General features: G+C 64.6%; 14 protein-coding genes, 1 tRNA gene and 1 pseudogene. 10 read left to right on the top strand and 6 right to left on the bottom strand.

What is annotated here, in order from left to right; all coding sequences use genetic code 11:
• Window positions 1-23: 23 nt before the first annotated feature.
• Window positions 24-1169, top strand: a complete 1146-nt coding sequence (locus QOH60_RS10755) for an ABC transporter substrate-binding protein (protein WP_526419991.1) — start codon at window positions 24-26, stop codon at window positions 1167-1169.
• Here the strand turns inward: QOH60_RS10755 and QOH60_RS10760 are convergent.
• From QOH60_RS10760 to QOH60_RS10775, 4 genes are all read right to left on the bottom strand, one after another.
• The gene (locus QOH60_RS10760) at window positions 1161-2222 is read right to left on the bottom strand and encodes a dihydrodipicolinate synthase (protein WP_526419993.1); all 1062 of its coding nucleotides are present in this window, start codon (window positions 2220-2222) and stop codon (window positions 1161-1163) included. The two genes, QOH60_RS10755 and QOH60_RS10760, sit on opposite strands and share 9 nt — an antisense overlap.
• Window positions 2223-2339: 117 nt before the next feature.
• Window positions 2340-3023, bottom strand: coding sequence for a pentapeptide repeat-containing protein (locus QOH60_RS10765; protein WP_526419995.1), 684 nt, complete (start codon window positions 3021-3023; stop codon window positions 2340-2342).
• Window positions 3024-3063: 40 nt separating this feature from the next.
• Entirely contained in the window at window positions 3064-3927 is an 864-nt protein-coding gene (locus QOH60_RS10770; protein WP_526419997.1) for a L,D-transpeptidase, read from the bottom strand.
• A gap of 94 nt (window positions 3928-4021) precedes the next feature.
• Complete coding sequence (locus QOH60_RS10775) at window positions 4022-4633, bottom strand: RNA polymerase sigma factor (protein WP_526419999.1); 612 nt, start codon at window positions 4631-4633, stop codon at window positions 4022-4024.
• Between the two features lie 199 nt (window positions 4634-4832).
• Here QOH60_RS10775 and QOH60_RS10780 point away from each other — a divergent pair, with 199 nt between their 5' ends.
• Window positions 4833-5573 carry a helix-turn-helix domain-containing protein gene (locus QOH60_RS10780; protein ID WP_526420001.1) on the top strand — a complete coding sequence of 247 codons (741 nt, stop codon included), beginning with the start codon at window positions 4833-4835 and terminating at the stop codon, window positions 5571-5573.
• A gap of 556 nt (window positions 5574-6129) precedes the next feature.
• Here QOH60_RS10780 and QOH60_RS10785 read toward each other — a convergent pair.
• Both QOH60_RS10785 and QOH60_RS10790 read right to left on the bottom strand, forming a co-directional pair.
• Window positions 6130-7494 (bottom strand): NAD(P)/FAD-dependent oxidoreductase, encoded by a 1365-nt coding sequence (locus QOH60_RS10785; protein WP_526420004.1) that lies wholly within the window; start codon window positions 7492-7494, stop codon window positions 6130-6132.
• A 172-nt stretch (window positions 7495-7666) separates the two neighbouring features.
• Window positions 7667-8110, bottom strand: a complete 444-nt coding sequence (locus tag QOH60_RS10790; RefSeq protein ID WP_526420006.1) for a group I intron-associated PD-(D/E)XK endonuclease — start codon at window positions 8108-8110, stop codon at window positions 7667-7669.
• Window positions 8111-8174: 64 nt separating this feature from the next.
• Between QOH60_RS10790 and QOH60_RS10795 the strand changes: the two genes are divergently transcribed.
• The 8 genes and pseudogenes from QOH60_RS10795 (at window position 8175) to QOH60_RS10830 (ending at window position 18292) form a co-directional block, all read left to right on the top strand.
• A tRNA-Arg gene (locus tag QOH60_RS10795) sits at window positions 8175-8247 on the top strand.
• A gap of 257 nt (window positions 8248-8504) precedes the next feature.
• Window positions 8505-9986 carry a wax ester/triacylglycerol synthase family O-acyltransferase gene (locus tag QOH60_RS10800; RefSeq protein ID WP_526420008.1) on the top strand — a complete coding sequence of 494 codons (1482 nt, stop codon included), beginning with the start codon at window positions 8505-8507 and terminating at the stop codon, window positions 9984-9986.
• Complete coding sequence (locus QOH60_RS10805) at window positions 9983-11602, top strand: HAD-IB family hydrolase/lysophospholipid acyltransferase family protein (protein WP_526420010.1); 1620 nt, start codon at window positions 9983-9985, stop codon at window positions 11600-11602. The genes QOH60_RS10800 and QOH60_RS10805 overlap by 4 nt, the downstream gene beginning before the upstream one ends.
• Complete coding sequence (locus tag QOH60_RS10810; RefSeq protein WP_526420012.1) at window positions 11599-13938, top strand: glycerol-3-phosphate 1-O-acyltransferase; 2340 nt, start codon at window positions 11599-11601, stop codon at window positions 13936-13938. Before QOH60_RS10805 ends, QOH60_RS10810 begins: the two co-directional genes overlap by 4 nt.
• A 196-nt stretch (window positions 13939-14134) precedes the next feature.
• Window positions 14135-14590 carry a PPOX class F420-dependent oxidoreductase gene (locus tag QOH60_RS10815; protein ID WP_526420014.1) on the top strand — a complete coding sequence of 152 codons (456 nt, stop codon included), beginning with the start codon at window positions 14135-14137 and terminating at the stop codon, window positions 14588-14590.
• A gap of 29 nt (window positions 14591-14619) precedes the next feature.
• Window positions 14620-16623 (top strand): bifunctional copper resistance protein CopD/cytochrome c oxidase assembly protein, encoded by a 2004-nt coding sequence (locus QOH60_RS10820; protein WP_526420016.1) that lies wholly within the window; start codon window positions 14620-14622, stop codon window positions 16621-16623.
• A gap of 159 nt (window positions 16624-16782) precedes the next feature.
• Window positions 16783-17630, top strand: a pseudogene (locus tag QOH60_RS10825) (type IV toxin-antitoxin system AbiEi family antitoxin).
• Window positions 17631-17833: 203 nt separating this feature from the next.
• Complete coding sequence (locus QOH60_RS10830) at window positions 17834-18292, top strand: single-stranded DNA-binding protein (RefSeq protein ID WP_526420018.1); 459 nt, start codon at window positions 17834-17836, stop codon at window positions 18290-18292.
• The last annotated feature ends 2 nt before the right edge of the window (window positions 18293-18294 follow it).

Consider the following 18294-nt stretch of genomic DNA (forward strand, 5'->3'; position numbering starts at 1 on the left):
GATACGTCGTGTATGTTGCCAGCATGACAGACGCAGGCAATCGCGCATACGGGTCGGTAGCACCGCTGAAAGTTGGTTTGCTCAACGACTATCCGACGCAAGCCGACACCGAGGACAACGCCTTTGACGCATTGGCCTTGGTGATCGACGAAGCCGTCGCCGCGGGCGTTCTCGACCGGCCTGTCGAGTTCGTCCGCCGTGACGTGATCGGATTGCCCAACGGCACCTATCAAGCCGTCGAGCGGGCGTTCGACGAACTCGTCGACGAAGGATGTTTGGTCATCTTTGGGCCGTACGTATCCGACAATGCCGTACCACTGCGTTCTCACGTCGAGTTGACGGCGAAGGTACCGATCATTTCGCTGTCCGGATCTGAAGGAGCCCTCGGTGAGTGGTGCTTCGCGTTGAACAACGGCTCGATGCCAGAGGAGCCACGGATGCTGGCCGCCGTGTTGCACGTCGACGGCCACCGGCGCATCGCCATCGCACGGGAGTCGTCGCTGATCGGCAAGGAGTACCTGGCGTACGCGGAGCGCGCGTGCGCGGACGCCGGCTTGCAGCTCGTCGCGACCGTCGCCATCCCGCAAGTCGAGGCCGACAAGACAGACGCGGTCGCGGAACTTCGCGCCGCCGATCCTGACGCAATCGTCCACGTGGGCTTCGGGCACGGTCTCTGGGGTTTCAATGCCGCTCTGGCAGCGGCGAATTGGGATCCGCCGCGCTACACGACGACGGCGTTCGAGATGGCGCACATCAACGTTGTGTGGATGGGGCACCTCGCCGGGTGGATCGGGCTCGACAGCTACGACGAACGCAATGAGGTGGGGCAGGCTTTCCTCGACAGGTTTGAGGCCCGATACGGCAGGCGCCCAGCGTATTTCATGCCATGTTTGTGCGCCGACGTGGCGACAGTGATCGTGCGCTCGCTGGCCTGCGCACGCCCATTGACCGGCGCCGGAGTCAAAGACGCGATCGAGGACGTCAAGCTGGTGCCCAGCGCCAGCGGCGCGCCCGGCACGTGCTTGCGCTTCGGGCGTTACATCCGGCAGGGCTGGATGGGCGTCGACTACCTCGTTGCACGGCGGGTGCTGCCCGACGCGAGCGCCCACGTGTTTCATGCCGCGCCGAGCGCCGGCATTTCGATGGTGGGTGCCGTCGCGTCAGCGTAGCCGCAGTGCGCCGAAGACCGGTGCGGTGACGATGCCAGGCGGGGACGCCAGCACGTCAGGGATGGCGCGTACGGCGCTCATCCCGATCATCAGATGTCCTGGATTGGCTCCCTCGAAGCCCGGCGGGACCTCGTCCCAGCCGACGTCGAGCTGCAGCTCGAAACTCGGAATCCCACGAATCACGGCGCGGATCATCGGTACCTTCTCACCAGCGGCCAGCGGACGAAGTCCCCATTGCGGCAGGTCGCGGGTGAGCACCCATTCTTCGTGGATGGCCAGCACGTCGCGGCCTGCCCAGCTGCCGACCCAGGAAAAGCGTTGACCGACAACCAATCCCGGATCAACGGTGCCGATGGCGATCTCAATCGGGTGGTCGAGGGTGGTGCAGTCGACGGTCACCGCGATGTCCGACAGCGTGATGCCGAGGACGTCAGCGGTGGCGTTGAGGGCTTGTCGGTACGCCATGTCCAGCTTCTTGATGATCACCGAATCGGCGCTGACGTCTTCGGGTGGGCGTGCCATGCCCATCAGGTCGACGAGCATCGGCCTGCTGTCGAGACCGGAGACGTCGACGGCTTCGTAGACGTCGATGCGGTCGACGTTCTTGCTCAGGCCGGTGATCGTCGCGATCAGCCGTTCGAACATGAAGCCGGGATTCTCACCGGCAGCGTGGAATCGGGACTGCCCCTTTTCGCACGCATCGCGGAAGGCGGCTTCGACGTCGGCACCGTAGGTCGGCAGATGGTTGTAAGAGGTCGTCGTGATGACGGTCGTGCCGGATGCGAGCAGGCGGCAGATGTCCTCGGCGTTCGTCTCGACGGCGTGTGCCTTGCTGGCCGCGTGCACCACGACATCGGCGCCTAGGGCGAAGATGGCGTCTTTGTCTGATGTCGCCATGACGCCGGTAGTCGGCGGGAGCCCGCACAGCTCACCCGCGTCGAGGCCGTCCTTCGCTGGGTCGTACACCAGAACGCCGACGAGTTGGAAATCAGGATTCTCGACGAGTTCCTGCAAGGCGGCGCGGCCGACGGCGCCGGTCGCCCACTGCGCCACCCGGACTACCAATCGAGCGCTCCTGACTGATTCGTGGGTGCTGATTCGGTTGCCATTGCTGCAATCTATCGAGATCGCACTCCCCGCGAGGCGCTTCCTCGATGCCTGAGCCTGGTCTTAATCGCTCGGGCCACCGGGGCGGTCGGCCACGCGCACGCCCATCTCGGCGAGCGCAGCGCCGCCCAGGGTGACGAGCTGGCTCGCATCGACGCCGACGTGTCCTCCGGTCAAGGCGCTCGTCCCGCGCAATGTGTCGACTATCGAACCGTGAAGGCCCAGGTGCTCCACGGTCGCCGAGTCGAAGCTTGCCGAGGAGAGGTCAGTGTCGAGCAAGGCGGACCGGTGCAACCGGGCGCCGTAGAAGTCGGCCTCTTTCATCGATGTGGCGGTGACCCAGAGGAACGATGACACCGAGGACCGCAAATTGGCCAAATCAGCCACACCTCCCTCGATAACGACATCGCCGAGTTGCGCGCCGCTGAGCACGATGCCGGTCAGCCGGCACTCGATGAACGCCACGCGGGTGAGGACCGCGCTGTCGAGGACTGCGCCGGCGAAGTGGCAATGGTCGAAGACGACGTCCCGGGCCTGCAGGTTGGTGAACGTCCGGGAACTGGCATCGACCCCGCGCCATACACATTCGGTGATCGCGAGGTCGTGAATGACGTCCGGCAGCGTCAGTGCGGAATCGGCGACGAGGCCGTCCCACTCCGCGATGTCGCTGAAATCGCCTGCTGCAGAGATGAGTTCGTTCGGCAGGCTGGGTGGTTCGGGTACGACGCGCTGACGGCGGGCTGGCACCACCGGATCATAGTGGACACCTGCACGACGGGCTCAGTGCCTAGATTTGCCAGTCCTGGCCACCGTCGTTCTGGGTGTAGTCGCCGACGGAATTGGTCACGATGATGGGGTCACCGATGTCGAAGTTGTTGTAAAACCACTTCGCGTTGTCGGGGCTGACGTTGATGCAGCCGTGACTGACGTTTCGAACGCCTTGGTCGCTGACCGACCACGGCGCGCTGTGGACGTAGTTGCCGCTGTTGTCGAGCTGCACGGTCATCTTGACATGCAGGTAGTACCCTTCGGGTGAATCATGCGATACCCCATAGGTTTCCGAGTCCATCACGACATCAGGGGACTTGTCCTGCACATAGTATGTCCCGTTGGCGGTGTCGTGGCCGGGCTTGCCCATCGACATCGGGAATGTCTGCTCGACATTGCCGTCCCGTGTGATGGTCAGCTGGTGAGTAGCGTTGTCGGCGTTCGCGATTAGGGCATCTCTGGTGGTGAAACTGGACGTGGTCCCGGCCGCATCGATATCCACCGTCGCATGCGCGGGCCAGAAATCAAGTGGCCGCCAGCGCACCTGGCGGTCGTTCAGCCAGTAGAACTTGCCCGGCACCGCCGGATCAGACGTGACATGAATGGCGTCCTCCGCGCTCGCGCGGTCAGCCACGGGTGCTGCGAAGTTGATGATGATCGGCTTCGCGACGCCCACACTCGCTCCGTCTGAGGGGTTGATCGACGAGAGGTTGAACGGAGGTGTGACGGCCGCAGCGTTGACCTTCGCTGCCTGCGGCGGATCGCTCGGCACGGACGAATCATCGTCGGGATCGGCCAACGCGCATGGTGCGAACACCAGAGCCGCGAGCACCATTGATGCACCCGCCGCGGCGATGCCGCGGATGACTTTGGAACGTCGCATATACGCGCTCTCGCTTGTGAGATCGGAACCGGTTCACAGTGAGGCTAGCCGGGCCCGACATCGGAATGGTCACCGTTCGATATGGGGTCGACAGCTACTTGCTTGCGGGACAACGGGTTAAGAACAGCGTGGTTACGGAACTGTCTCCATCACCTGGGCTGCCGTATCCCATTTCGTCCAACACGAGGCGCAGCGCCCGCACGGCATAATGCAGTCTTGACCTCACGGTGCCCTCGGCAATGCCGAGGTCGGCAGCGATCTGCGCGGTACTCCACCCTTGGTAATACGACCGCTGGATCACCTCACGGTGCGCTTGGGACAAGCGGGTTAGGGCGTCGCTCAACAACAACCGGTCGACTGCGGAATCTGCCTCGTCCGCGCCGGCGCGCTCATATGTCCTGCCGGGGTCTGCGATCGCGGACTCGTTCCGGAAGCGTGCAGTGCGCCACTCGTCGATGACCATGTTGCGTGCCACAGTGAATAGCCAGGCCCGCGGTGACCTCTGCTGGTCGTTTGTCACCTCCGGGTGCTTCCACGCCTTCAGCAGCGTCTCCTGCACGACGTCCTCGGCGCGGGCTCGGTCACCGGTCAGCCCGACGACATAGCGCAACAGCGCCGGTGCGTGCTCGTCGTAGAGTCGTTGCAACACCCCGGAGTCGGGATCGTTTGTTACCGGGCTCAGTCCCGGCGCATATGCGGTTGTCATTTCCCCGAGGGTAAAAACACCTGCGACGACTTACGACCGATAGTCCGCTGAGTGAAATCTCTTGACGGGGTCTTGATGGTGAACCTGTGTGTATCCACCCGGGTACCTGTGAAAGCGATGGGGACGCGAGCCATACCGTCGTTACGGGAGTACATTGACGCATAGGGAACCTATATAGGTTTGGATTGATTGAGTTGCCATGACGCTCGAAGCAGCCGCGGACATCCAAGGTCCTGCCGCGCCAAACGAACTGAACGAAGTCGACGCGACTGCTGGTGCCGATCGCGGCGTCATCCAAACTGCATTTTGTCTCCTCGATCACATCGGCGCGTTGGAACCCGCACGGCTTCACGACCTGGCGCACGCCACGGGAATACCGCGCCCCACAGTCCACCGACTGCTTCATCAGCTGATCGCGGTAGGGGCGGTTCGTCGCCAGGGCAAGCGGTACTGCCTCGGGGCGAGCCTGTTGGGCCTGGGCAGCCGGGTGACCCCAGAGCGTCGACTGCGCGTCGCCGCCCGCCGGCCCATCGCTGAACTGGCCGCCGCGACGGGAGCGGCGGTGAACCTGTCTGCCACCATCGACGGTCACTCGGTGTATCTGGACACCATCGAGGCCCGCGTTCGGCAGCCTTTTGTCGCCGAAGCCGGCGCCGCAGTACCGCCGGGAACGGCCGAAGCGCGGGCGCATGCCCCATTCGCTCGCAGCGCACCGATTGTTGACGCCGGTGGGGTCCTGCGCGACCTCAGCTGCGTCGCAGTCCCCATCGGTGTGGGACCGGGTCAATATGTAGCGGTGTCAGCGCTATACACGGGTCCGCGACCACCGGCTGAGCTGTTGACACTCACGCGAACGGCCGCTTCGCGGATTACCGGGTTACTCCGACCGGCACAGCCAACGCCAACACGGGATCCCGTCTCGCGCAGCGTTGTTCGCTGATCCGGGATTACCGACGACCCCTGACAGCGTGGAAGCGGCTGAACAGATCGCCCTCCCAGAAAGGGTATTGCGGACCGAATTGCACGGGTGGCGATTCGTTGATCTGGACGTTTCCCGGCGACTGGCACTCGCTAGCAACGCCCATGGATGTGCACGACTGCTCGTCGGCACTCGAGTCGGCCGAGGCCGTCGGCGTGATACCTATCCATGCCGCGACGCTAGCGGCCGCCAACAGCGTTGTGAGGTAGGGGAATTTCGTGGTCTTGCCTCCTGACTTGCACGCTATCTGTGGCACGACTGGCGACTCGCGGTGTGTTCATCGAGTGCGGGAGATCACAAAGGTCCTGCATCCCAATGAATTCGGGCGTACCGCGCTCACAGGCAACGCCACAAGTCAGTGAGGAACGCGTCACATTGGTCGAACGTGGTTCACGTGCTCGTCGTGAATTCCATTGGAGGTAAAGACGGCCTGCGGGAGCGCAGCGCCGAACCCGAGGAGCAACCACCATGACCAACGTCGACCCGCAGACCACTTCTGAGTTCTGGGATGCCTACGTCACTGCGGCGGCGTCGAACGATCGGATGGATGCGTCTTCGGCGCGTGAACCGATGCCGGCCAGTTGTGGTGGTGTTCCAGCGGATTCGGACTGTTAATCAAGAATGTTCGGTCGGTGCGTCTGGCCCGTGCGATCGTGCCCAGCCAAGTGGCCAGGGTGCTGACGCGGTTTTGCAGCCCGATGAGGAATGCGATGTGGATGAGGCCCCATCCCAACCAGCCGACGAAACCAGCCAGCTTGACCGGTCCGGCTTGTAACAGTGCATGTCCGCGGCTGATATATGCCGCCGAGCCGAGATCGCGGTAGCGGTACGGTCGTCGTCGCCGACCCGCGAGGTCGCGACGAATGCACGCGGCGGCGTGTATTCCGCCCTGCATCGCGTTCTCGGCGACGCCAGGCAAGTGGTCGCGGCCGGCGAGATCACCGATGACAAAAACCTCGGGATGTCCGGCTATCGATAGATCGGGATCGACGGCGATGCGCCCCGCATGATCCGAACTCGCACTGAGCACTTCGGCGACTCGCCGTGCGAACGGAACCGCCTCAACGCCTGCCGTCCACAAGACCGTACGCGCCGCATAGTCCTGGGCAGGGCCACCTGCTTTCGGAGACACGGTCACTCCGTGACCACGAACATCGGTGACGTGAACACCGAGATGTATTTCCACGCCGAGCTTTTCGAGGGTTTGGGCGGCTTTGGTCGACAGCGCCGGTGCAAAACTTGCGAGAACGCGCTCGCCGCCGTCGAAGAGCAGGACGCGCGCGGCCTCGGGCGCGATACTGTGGAACTCATTGCACAGGGCCCGGGTGGCCACTTCTCGTATCTGGCCCGCGAGTTCGACACCGGTGGGACCGCCGCCCGTCACGACGAAGGTGAGCCAGCTGTCGCGCTCGGGTCCGGGCGGCAGTGTTTCGGCAATTTCGAACGCGCTGAACAACCGTCGGCGGATGCTCAGGGCATCATCAAGCGTCTTCATCCCCGGTGCCCAGTGCGCGAACTCCTCATGACCGAAATAGGACTGCCTCATCCCGGCAGCGACGACCAGCACGTCGTAGTCCACAGTGAACGTGGTCTCGTCGGGACGGCGAGCGGTAACCCGGCGCGCCTCAGGATCGAGGTCGACCGCTTCGCCGAGCAGGGTGGTGACGTTGCGGTGGCGTGCCAGCTCCTCGCGTAGCGACCGGCTGATCTGTCCGATGCTCAGCGTGCCGGTCGCGCACTGGTACAGCAACGGCTGGAAGACGTGGCACGCCGCGCGATCGAGCAGCGTGACCTCGACATCGGCGCCTTTAAGCCTGCGCGCGCAGAACAGGCCGCCGAAGCCGCCTCCTATGACCAACACGCTGATGCGACTGTTGCTCACGGATCGAGGGTATTCGTCCGAGTCGATAAAGCGAGACTGCAGCCGGTCTACGAACTATCGCTCGACCACCGCCGCCGGCATCTGATGCCGACACCGTTTCGCAGCCGCCCGCGATGCCGACGCACTCTATCTCGGTCGATGCCATTCGGGCGCTACCAGCCCAAGGATAAATTCACGGATGTTGGGATCGGCGACGAACTGTGGGCGGTAGATCGCGAAATGCCGCGGCGTCCAGCACTCCTGCTTGCTGATTATTCTTGCTTGGCCTGATCCGGAGAGTGACTGACGCGCCATGTGTGTCCGGCCGGATGTAATAGCACTCATCGGTGTCCGGGCAGTAGATACACATTATGTCGATCGCGTCCTTGTCCAACGGTGTCATGTGCGTGCCGTTCCGGTCCGCCCATGTAGACCGAAATTTCACGATGACGGCACCCGCACGAGCAGACCGGTACTTGACCTGAAGGCGATAGAACTCGCCAGCTGCATATGACACCAGATCGAACGGCGCGTGCTCCGTCGCTGGAAACAGGACCGTGAACCCCTTGCCTGCGAGGTCGGCATGGGCTTTCGCGACGGCTAGATCACCTTTGTCTTTCGTGTGGTGTCTTATCATCGATCTCTAGAGTAAGGGATTGGCCATCCATCGGTTGGCAGGATTCAGATAGGGTTAGGCCGCTGCCCCCGTAGCTCAGCGGAAAGAGCAGCCGCCTTCTAAGCGGTAGGTCGCAGGTTCAATTCCTGCCGGGGGTGCTCGGTGTACGACGCCGGGTGATGCCCGGCGGATCCATTCGAGTGTTAGACCGGCTGATCCTTGACATCACAAGTTGAGTTGTTCCGCACGTGACTGGGTGAGGTATCAGATTGGCAGTCATCTGCGCGGACAGTCGGGGGCACCGCGCGAACTCAATCGAACGGCCCCCCGCAAGCAGGGCGCACCAATAACCCCTCCCGCACCAACCGCCAGCGGACTAGCGTTGTCCACGGACCAACGACGGAAAGGCGGCTCGGTGGCTGACACTCTGGACGCGGCTGGACTGCCGGAGCGACTCAACGCGCTGGATCTATTGCTTCACCGCGGAGAGGCGAACCCGCGGACCCGGTCGGGAATCATGGCGCTGGAGGTTCTCGACGGCACTCCGCCCTGGGACCGCTTCGTCGACGTGTTCGAACAGGCGTCACGCCACGTCCTGCGGCTCCGGCAGAAGGTCGTCGTGCCGACCGTCCCCACCGCATCGCCGCGCTGGGTCGTCGATCCTGACTTCAACATCAACTACCACGTCCGCCGCGTCAGGGTTCCCGAGCCCGGGACGCTGCGTGAGGTTTTCGACCTGGCCGAAGTCAGCGTGCAGTCGCCGATGGACATTTCCCGTCCGCTGTGGACGGCAACCTTGGTCGAAGGCCTAGAAGGCGGTCGCGCCGCGACGTTGCTTCACATGAGCCACGCCGTGACCGACGGCGTGGGTGCCGTCGAGATGTTCGCCCACATCTACGACCTCGAACGTGACCCGCCGCCACGCAAGCCCGCGCCGCTGCCCATTCCGCAAGATCTGACGGCCAACGAGCTGGCCCGTGTCGGCCTGAACCGGTTGCCGAACAACATCATTCGTGGCTCTCGCGGTGCCCTCGCTGGCGCGGCCAAGGCCGTCGGCAAGGTGCTGAGCGATCCCGCCTCCGCGGTGGGTGGAGTTGTCGAGTACGCACGGTCCGGCAGCAGGGTGATGTCCACAGCCGCCACCCATTCACCGCTGCTCCGCCGGCGCAGCCTCTCATCGCGCACCGAGGCCATCGAGATGGAACTCGGCGATATCCGCGCCGCGGCCAAGGCTGCCGAAGGCTCGATCAACGACGCCTACCTGGCCGCGCTCTGCGGCGCGCTGCGCCACTATCACGACGAGCTCGGCATGCCGGTCGAGGCGCTGCCGATGGCGGTCCCCGTCAATCTGCGCGCTGAAGCCGACCCGGCCGGCGGTAACCGCTTCGCCGGTGTGATGATCTCGGCACCCCTCGGGATCGCCGACCCGGCCACCCGTATTCGCAGCGTCCGCACCCAGATGATCAAGGGACGCGACGAAGCCGCGATCGACGTGATCGGTGCCGTCGCCCCGCTGCTCGGCCTGCTGCCCGACCCGATCCTCGAATCCGTGGCCGGCTCTGTGGTATCGGCCGACGTCCAAGCCAGCAACGTGCCCGTCTATGCGGGAGACACTTTCCTCGCAGGCTCAAAGGTGTTGCGTCAGTTCGGTCTTGGCCCGCTGCCCGGCGTCGCGATGATGGCCGTGCTGATCTCCCGGGGTGGAATGTGCACGGTTACCACTCGATACGATCGCGCTTCGGTGACTGACGAAGATGTATGGGCCCGATGTCTTCTGACCGGTTTCGACGAAGTGCTGGCGCTCGGCGGAGCCGGCCGCGCCGCCCCGGCGTCGTTCACGTTGCCGGCATCGACAGAGCAGGAACCCGCATCCAGCAACGGGAGTTCACCGTCATGAGTCCGTCCACCAACCGATCGCTCGATCGCCGCGATGCCCGGCTGCCTGGTTCGGTGGCCGAGATCGAAGCCAGCCCACCGGGCCCGAAGGTCGGCGCGTTCTTCGATGTCGACGGCACGCTCGTCGCCGGATTCACCGGTGTGATCATGACGCGAGATCGCTTCCGCCGGCGCGAAATCGGGGTCGGCGAGTTCCTCGGTGTCGTGCAAGCCGCGTTGAACCACCAGCTCGGACGCGCGGACTTCGAGCAGCTCATCTACCGCGGCGCCTCGATGATGAAGGGACGCTCGCTCGACGACATCGACGAGCTCGGGGAGCGCCTTTTCGTCCAGCACATCGTGTCGAAAATCTATCCCGAGATGCGCGGGCTGGTTCGCGCGCACATGGCGCGCGGCCACACCGTCGTCCTCAGCTCCTCGGCGCTGACAGTACAGGTGGAACCGGTCGCGAGATTCCTCGGCATCGACAACATCGTGAGCAACCGCTTCGAGACCGACGACAACGGGATCCTCACCGGCGGTGTCCTCAAGCCGATCATCTGGGGACCAGGCAAAGCCAACGCCGTGCAGAAGTTCGCCTCCGACAACGACATTGACCTGAAGAAGAGCTACTTCTACGCAGACGGCGACGAGGATGTCGCGCTGATGTATCTCGTCGGCAACCCGCGCCCCACCAACCCGGAGGGCAAGCTCGCGGCGGTGGCCGCCAAGCGCGGCTGGCCGGTGCTGCGGTTCACCAGCCGCAGCGGCAGCAGCCCGATCTCGCAGCTGCGCACGCTCGCCGGTATGGCGGCATGGCTGCCGGTCGCCGCCGGAGCCGTCGGCGTGGGTCTGCTCGCCGGCAGCAGGCGGCGCGGCGTCAACTTCTTCACGTCGAACAGCGGTGAGGTGCTTCTGGCGGCCGCGGGCGTTCATCTCAACGTGCTCGGCGAAGACAACCTCACCGAGCAGCGCCCGGCAGTGTTCATCTTCAACCACCGCAACCAAGTCGATCCGATCATCGCCTGCACGCTGGTGCGCGACAACTTCACGTCGGTGGGCAAGAAGGAACTCGAGAACCATCCGATCATGGGGCCGCTGGGCAGGATGATGGACGCGGTCTTCATCGACCGCGAAAACTCCAAGGCCGCCATCGAAGAACTCAAGAAGGTCGAGGAACTCGCGCGCAAGGGACTGTCCGTCGTGATCGCGCCCGAGGGCACGCGATTGGACACCACCGAGGTGGGAACCTTCAAGAAGGGGCCCTTCCGGATCGCGATGGCGGCGGGAATCCCCATAGTCCCCATTGTGATTCGCAACGCCGAAGTGATCGCCGCCCGCGATTCGAGCACGATGAATCCCGGCATCGTCGACGTCGTCGTCCTACCGCCGATCCCCACCGACGACTGGACCGTCGATAACCTGGGAGACAAGATCGCGGCGGTCCGCCAGCTGTACCTGCACACGCTGAAAAACTGGCCGCGCGACGAGGCCCCGCCGAAACCGCCGGCCGCCAAGCCTACGAAGGTCGCGAAGAAGACACCTGCCAAGAAGGCACCTGCGAAGAAGACACCTGCCAAGAAGGCGCCGGCAAAGAAGGCGCCCGCAAAGAAGGCGACTGCCAAGGAAACCCGATGAGTGCGCGGTCGGGCGACCTAGCGAGCTTCACCGCCACCGATGACGCGCTGGTGCTGGCGTCGGTGTCGTCACCCGCCGAGCTCGAGCTGCTGAAGAACTGGCTCGCCCATCAGCGTAAAGAGCATCCCGACGCGAACGTCGAGGTGCTGCAACTTCCTGCGGAAGATGAACCGCCCGCGGGCGTCGTCGCGCAACTCGTCGAAGCGCTCGGCGCGGACGAGGACAGGTCCGTCGTCCCGGTGCGTGTGTTCTGGGTGCCCGCCGGCCTACCCACACGATCGAAGCTCGTCGGTCTGATCTCCGGCCGCGACACCTACCGGCCACCAGAGATCCTGCAGCGCCGCATCCTTCGCAAGGATCCCAGCAGAGCGCGGGTGGTGGCAGGGGAGCCGGCCAAGGTTTCGGAACTGCGGCAGCAATGGCACGACACCACCGTGGGCAACAACCCCCGCGACTTCGCTCGGTTCGTGTTGCGCCGGGCTGCCCTGGCCATCGAACGCGTGGAACTGCGGCTGCTTGGACCCGAATACAAGTCGCCTCGGCTCATCAAACCCGAGATGCTGGAGTCGTCACGTTTCGTCGAAGGGCTGCAACAGATTCCGGGTGCCACCGCCGATAAGGCCGGTGAGATGCTCGACGAGTTGTCCACGGGGTGGAGCCGGTTCTCCGTCGACCTGATCCCGTCGCTCGGGCGGGCGATCTTCAGCCGCGGTTTCGATCCCAACATCGACTACGACCGCGCCGAAGTCGAGCGAATGCGAACCGCACTGGAGAATCACCCGGCGGTGCTGCTGTTCTCCCACCGGTCGTACCTCGACGGCGTGATCGTGCCGGTGGCGATGCAGGAGAACAGGCTGCCGCCCGTGCACACGTTCGCCGGGATCAACCTGTCGTTCGGGTTCATGGGGCCGTTGATGCGCCACTCGGGCGTCATCTTTCTCCGGCGCAAGCTCGACGATCCGCTATACAAATACGTGCTGCGCGAGTTCGTCGGCTACATCGTGCAGAAGCGGTTCAACCTCAGCTGGTCGATCGAAGGCACTCGCTCGCGCACCGGAAAGATGTTGCCGCCCAAGCTCGGTCTGCTTGCTTACGTTGCCGATGCGTACCTCGATGGTCGCAGCGACGATATCCTGCTGCAGCCCGTGTCGATCAGCTTCGACCAGTTGCACGAGACGGCGGAATATGCGGCGTACGCGCGCGGCGGTGAGAAAACGCCCGAGGGCCTGAGCTGGCTGTACAACTACATCAAGGCGCAGGGCGACCGCAATTACGGCAAGATCTACGTCCGCTTCCCCGAAGCGGTCTCGATGCGCGAATACCTCGGTGAGCCGCACGGGCCGATGACCGAAGACGACGCCGTGAAACGCCTTGCGCTGCAGAAGATGGCGTTCGAGGTGGCCTGGCGGATCCTGCGCGCCACCCCCGTGAACGCCACCGGGCTGGTGTCGGCGCTGTTGCTGGCGACGCGGGGACGGGCGCTCACGCTCGACCAGCTACACCACACCATGCAGGACTCGCTGGACTATCTGGAACGCAAGCAGCTGCCGATGACCAACAGCACATTGCGACTCCGCACGCACGAGGGCGTGCGCACCGCCGCTGACGCCATGTCGAACGGTCACCCGGTGACCAAGGTGGACAGCGGACGCGAGCCGGTCTGGCGAATCGCGCCGGAGCACGAGCACGAAGCGGCGTTCTATCGCAATACGTTGATCGACGCGTTCCTGGAGACCTCGATCGTCGAACTCGCGCTGGCGTATTCGGCACGCGCGGACGGTGACCGGCTCGACGCGTTTTGGATTCAGGCGATGCGGCTGCGCGATCTGCTCAAGTTCGACTTCTACTTCGCCGACTCGGCGGCTTTCCGCGAGCACATCGCCGAAGAGATGGCGTGGCACGACGATTGGGAGGAGCACGTGCGCGCCGGCGGCATCGAAATCCTGCTGCACGACAAGAAGCCGCTGATGTCTCATGCGATGCTGCGCCCGTTCCTGGAGGCCTATGAGATCGCAGCCGACGTGCTGCGCGACACCCCCGCCGAGATCAGTGAGAAGGATCTGACCAAGCTCGCGCTCGGGGTCGGCAAGCAGTATGCGGCGCAGGGCCGGGTGCGTAGTAACGAGTCGGTGTCGGCTCTGTTGTTCGCGACCGCACACAAGGTGATCGCGTACCAGAAGCTGCTGCAGGCCTCGCCGGATCTTGCCGAACGCCGCGCGGCGTTCCTGGCCGAAGTGCGGGCGATCCTGCGTGACATGGACAGAATCGAGATGGCATCGTTCGAGCAGTTCGCCGAACGGGAGGCGCAGCGCCGCGCCAAGCATGAGGCGGGCTAGTTCTAGTCGTCTGCGTGACGGCGCTGTTCCCAGCGCTCTAACGATGTCTGCGCCTGATGCATGAGCACGGCCAGCGCGACAATGATGATTGACAACAGCACCAAGACAACGGCATTCATAATCTTCTCCTGCCCGGGAGCCTACGTCGTGATGTCCGTAACCTCCGGGACCGACACACGGCGGCTACGGTCGAGGCATGCCCAGACGCATCGCACAAGCCGACGTTGTCGGTCTTACAGACCTCCTCGAATTCGTCCGACCGAGACACCGAATGGTCCTTACCACATTTCGACGTGATGGGTCGCTGCATAGTTCACCTGTTACAGGTGGCGTGGATCACGATGGCCGGATCGTCGTCGCCAGCTACCCGCAGCGCGCCAAAACCAAGCACATCCGGCGTCATCCGCAGGCCAGCGTGCTGGTGCTGTCCGACGACTTCAACGACCCGTATGTGCAGGTCGACGGCACAGCAGAAGTGATCGACCTGCCCGACGCGGTCGAGCCGCTGGTGGAGTACTTCCGGGTCATCTCCGGCGAGCATTCCGACTGGGACGAGTACCGGCGGGCGATGGTCGAGCAGTGCAAGTGTCTGCTGCGGGTCACGCCGGAACGCTGGGGTCCGATCGCCACCGGCGGGTTCCCGCCCGGCTGACCGTCAGCGAACCGCCATACGCTGATTTCATGACAGTGGGCCTGACGACGTCGCGTTCGGTCGTATGGCCGGTGTTCGTCGGCGTTGCTGCGTTGGCCGGCGCGACGGCCGCGGGGATCGGCGCGCTCTCGTTGGCATCCGCACTCACGGCCACCGGGCTCCCCGACCCCGGGCCGGTCACCGTCTACGGGCTGCCCTTTGTGCGAGCGGCAGGCGAGATCGCGGCCGTCATCGCCATCGGCTCGTTCCTCCTCGCGAGTTTCCTTGTCCCACCTCAAGACAACGGCGTGCTGGATGCGGCCGGATACCGTGCGCTGCGGACCGGGACCGTTGCGTCAGGGGCATGGGCGGTGTGCGCGGCGCTGCTGGTGCCGTTGACGGTTTCCGATGTGTCCGGTCACCCCGTCGGGGATCTGCTGGACCCGGGGGTGCTGTGGTCGGCCGCCGACATTATCGGTGTGGCCGGCGCGTGGCGATGGACGGCGTTTCTCGCCGCGGTGCTGACGCTGGCGAGCCTGCCGGTGCTGCGGTGGGCGCTGACTCCGTTCTTGTTCGTGGCCTCGTTGGTGACGCTGGTGCCCCTGGGCCTGACCGGGCATTCGTCGGCGGGCGGCTCGCACGACCTTGCCACGAACAGCCTGGTCATCCACCTGTTCGCGGGTGCGTTGTGGGCGGGCGGCCTGCTTGCGTTGTTGGCCCATGCGATGCGCGGGGGAGAGCACGCCGACCTCGCGGCCCATCGTTTCTCGAAGATGGCGTTCTGGTGCTTCGTGGCGATGGCGCTCAGCGGCACCGTCAACGCGTTGGTACGGATCGACCTCGCAGACCTCGTCGCTACCGCCTACGGTCGGCTCGTTGTCGCGAAGGCGTTGGCGCTGTGCGCGCTGGGTGTCCTCGGGTGGCGGCAGCGCCGCGTCAGCCTCACGGCGCTGGAGAAGGACACGGGCGCGCGTGGGCCGCTGATCCGGCTCGCCCTGATCGAGGCCGCGGTGTTCGGCGCGACGTTCGGTATCGCCGTCGGGCTCGGCAGGACCCCGCCGCCTGAGTCGGGCGCGATTCCGTCGGCCACGCAGGTCGCAATCGGATACGACCTCCCGGGCCCGCCAACGGTTGCGCGGCTGCTCCTCGACTGGCGCTTCGATGTGTTCTTCGGCACCGCCGCCGTCGTGATGGCACTGGTGTACCTGGCCGGGGTGCGTCGACTGGCCCGTCGCGGGGACGGGTGGCCGCTCGGGCGGACGGTCGCGTGGCTGAGCGGGTGCGTCGTGCTGCTGTTCGCGACGTCGTCAGGCGTGGGCCGCTACATGCCGGCGATGTTCTCGATGCACATGGCCGCCCACATGCTGCTGTCGATGCTGGCGCCGATCCTGCTGGCGCTGGGTGGACCGGTGACGCTCGCGTTGCGGGCGGTCCCGGCGGCGGGCAAGGGTGAGCCGCCCGGTCCGCGCGAGTGGATTCTGATTGCGTTGCACAGCAAGCTGTCTCGGTTCTTGACGCACCCGATCGTGGCGACGGTGCTGTTCGTCGTCGGCTTCTACGCGCTGTACCTGGGCGGCATCTTCGACCAGGTCGCAGGCAGTCACCTGGCGCACGTGCTGATGAACCTGCATTTCCTGCTGGCCGGCTACCTCTTCTACTGGGTGGTCATCGGTATCGACCCGACACCGCGGCCGATTCCGCCCGTGGCCAAGCTCGGCATGGTGTTCGCGTCGCTGGCGCTGCACGCGTTCTTCGGGGTGGTGATGATGGGCTCGACCATGGTGATGGGCGAGCCGTTCTATCGGTCGCTTCAGTTGAGCTGGCACACCGATCTGCTCGGAGACCAGCGGCTGGGTGGCGCAATCGCTTGGGCGGCAGGCGAAATCCCTTTGGCCGTTGTGATTATCGCGTTGATCGTGCAATGGCGGCGCAGTGACGAGCGCACCGCGAAGCGGTTGGACCGCGCGGCCGAGCGCGACGAGGATGCCGACCTGGCTGCCTACAACGCGATGCTGGCCGAATTGGCACGTCGCGAATCACGCCGAGCCGACTGAGTCGACGTCGACGCCCCGTCGTCGCCCCCGTCGAGTCGCCGCCCGTGCGTCGTCGCCACCCTTTGCGTCGAAATTCACGTTATGCAGCCCGTCACTCGCACTTTCTCTGCATATCGTGAATCTCGGTGAGATGTCGGTGGGTGACTCCACCATGCGGCTATGAGTGAAGTCTTCGTGGGCTCAAGTGCGGTCGCGGATGGTTTGCTGTCCCGGCACGAACTGCAGAAGTGGTATCGCCCAATCTTTCGTGACGTCTACGTCCCTAAGGCCACGACCGTCACCCTCCGTGATCGCACAGTCGGCGCGTGGTTGTCAACGCATGGCCAGGGTGTGATCGCGGGCGTGGCGGCGTCTGGCCTGCACGGTTCGAACTGGGTCGACGCCGACATTGGAATCGAATTGATCTCACGACACCTGCGCCCGCAGCCTGGGCTCGTCGTCCGCACAGAGACGCTTGCGCCTGACGAGATCACGCGTATTGCAAGGCTTCCGGTGACCACTCGCGCACGCACAGCGTTCGACCTCGGCCGGCACCAGCCGCGGGGCGACGCTTTGGCGCGGATGGATACGCTAATGCGGTCAATGGTGTTCTCGACCGAGGATGTGCTGTTGCTCGCCAAGCGCTATTCGGGCGCACGGGGAATCCGGCAGCTGCGTGAGTTGCTCCCACTCGTCGACGGCGGTGCCGCGTCTCCTCAGGAGAGCCTGCTGCGTCTGGCATTCGTCGACGCTGGCTTACCCAAGCCGGTGACTCAGCTTCCGATCGCCGACAGCCGCGGATACCTCGTGCGCATCGTCGACATGGCGTGGGAAGAGTTCAAGGTCGCGGCCGAGTACGACGGCGAACAACACCAGACCAGTCGCTACCAGTACCGCAAGGATGCGGGGTACTGCCCAAGTTGGCGCGCATGGGGTGGTACGTGGTGCGCGCATTCAAAGAGGACCGCCGCGCTGACGTCGCCGCCGAGGCCCGCTCTGTCATGATCTCACGGGGCTGGAAGCCTTGAGCCGCAACGAAATTCACCTTATGCAGCCGGTTCTCGCACTTTCGCTGCATAACGTGAATCTCGGCGACTGGACGAAGCGGGTTGTCCACAGATTCCGCTTCATCCACAAATGCGAAGCGGTGACCCGACGACTGACCGGTGTTGTCGGGGCCCGCGGGCGTAATGGGCGTTGTCACGCAACGTGTGAACGAAAGGAAATCGCAATGTTTGAAACGCCTATGACCGTGGTCGGCCGCATCATCACCGACCTCAGACGCCGTCAAGTCGGCGACCAGGAGGTCATCAGCTTCCGGATGGCCAGCAATTCGCGCCGCCGCACGGCCGATGGCGACTGGGAGCCCGGCAACACGCTGTACATCACCGTGAACTGTTGGGGAAAGCTTGTCACCGGCGTCGGCGCGTCGTTGCGCAAGGGCCGCGCGGTGATCGCCGTCGGGCACGTGTACACCAGCGAGTACGACGACAAAGAAGGCGTGCGGCGCTCGTCGTTGGAGATGCGGGCGATCTCCGTCGGCCCCGACCTGGCCCAGGTGATCGCCCAGATCTCCGACACGGTGCCGGCCGCGGCCAAGGACGCGGAGCCGTCAACCGCCGCCAACCCGCAGGACGAGGCCGAAGGCGAGTCGGCGGACGACGGAAAGGCGCTGCCTCTATCCGCTTAGCC

Source organism: Mycobacterium sp., assembly GCF_032159765.1.
In the GTDB taxonomy this organism is placed as follows: Bacteria; Actinomycetota; Actinomycetes; order Mycobacteriales; family Mycobacteriaceae; genus Mycobacterium.

Bases quoted from the DNA above. Each gene is read 5' to 3' on its own strand.
- QOH60_RS10755 (WP_526419991.1), top strand. From the start codon at position 24: ATGACAGACGCAGGCAATCGCGCATACGGGTCGGTAGCACCGCTGAAA.
- QOH60_RS10770 (WP_526419997.1), bottom strand. From the start codon at position 3,927: ATGCGACGTTCCAAAGTCATCCGCGGCATCGCCGCGGCGGGTGCATCA.
- QOH60_RS10775 (WP_526419999.1), bottom strand. From the start codon at position 4,633: ATGACAACCGCATATGCGCCGGGACTGAGCCCGGTAACAAACGATCCC.
- QOH60_RS10780 (WP_526420001.1), top strand. From the start codon at position 4,833: ATGACGCTCGAAGCAGCCGCGGACATCCAAGGTCCTGCCGCGCCAAAC.
- QOH60_RS10790 (WP_526420006.1), bottom strand. From the start codon at position 8,110: ATGATAAGACACCACACGAAAGACAAAGGTGATCTAGCCGTCGCGAAA.
- QOH60_RS10805 (WP_526420010.1), top strand. From the start codon at position 9,983: ATGAGTCCGTCCACCAACCGATCGCTCGATCGCCGCGATGCCCGGCTG.
- QOH60_RS10810 (WP_526420012.1), top strand. From the start codon at position 11,599: ATGAGTGCGCGGTCGGGCGACCTAGCGAGCTTCACCGCCACCGATGAC.
- QOH60_RS10815 (WP_526420014.1), top strand. From the start codon at position 14,135: ATGCCCAGACGCATCGCACAAGCCGACGTTGTCGGTCTTACAGACCTC.
- QOH60_RS10820 (WP_526420016.1), top strand. From the start codon at position 14,620: ATGACAGTGGGCCTGACGACGTCGCGTTCGGTCGTATGGCCGGTGTTC.
- QOH60_RS10830 (WP_526420018.1), top strand. From the start codon at position 17,834: ATGTTTGAAACGCCTATGACCGTGGTCGGCCGCATCATCACCGACCTC.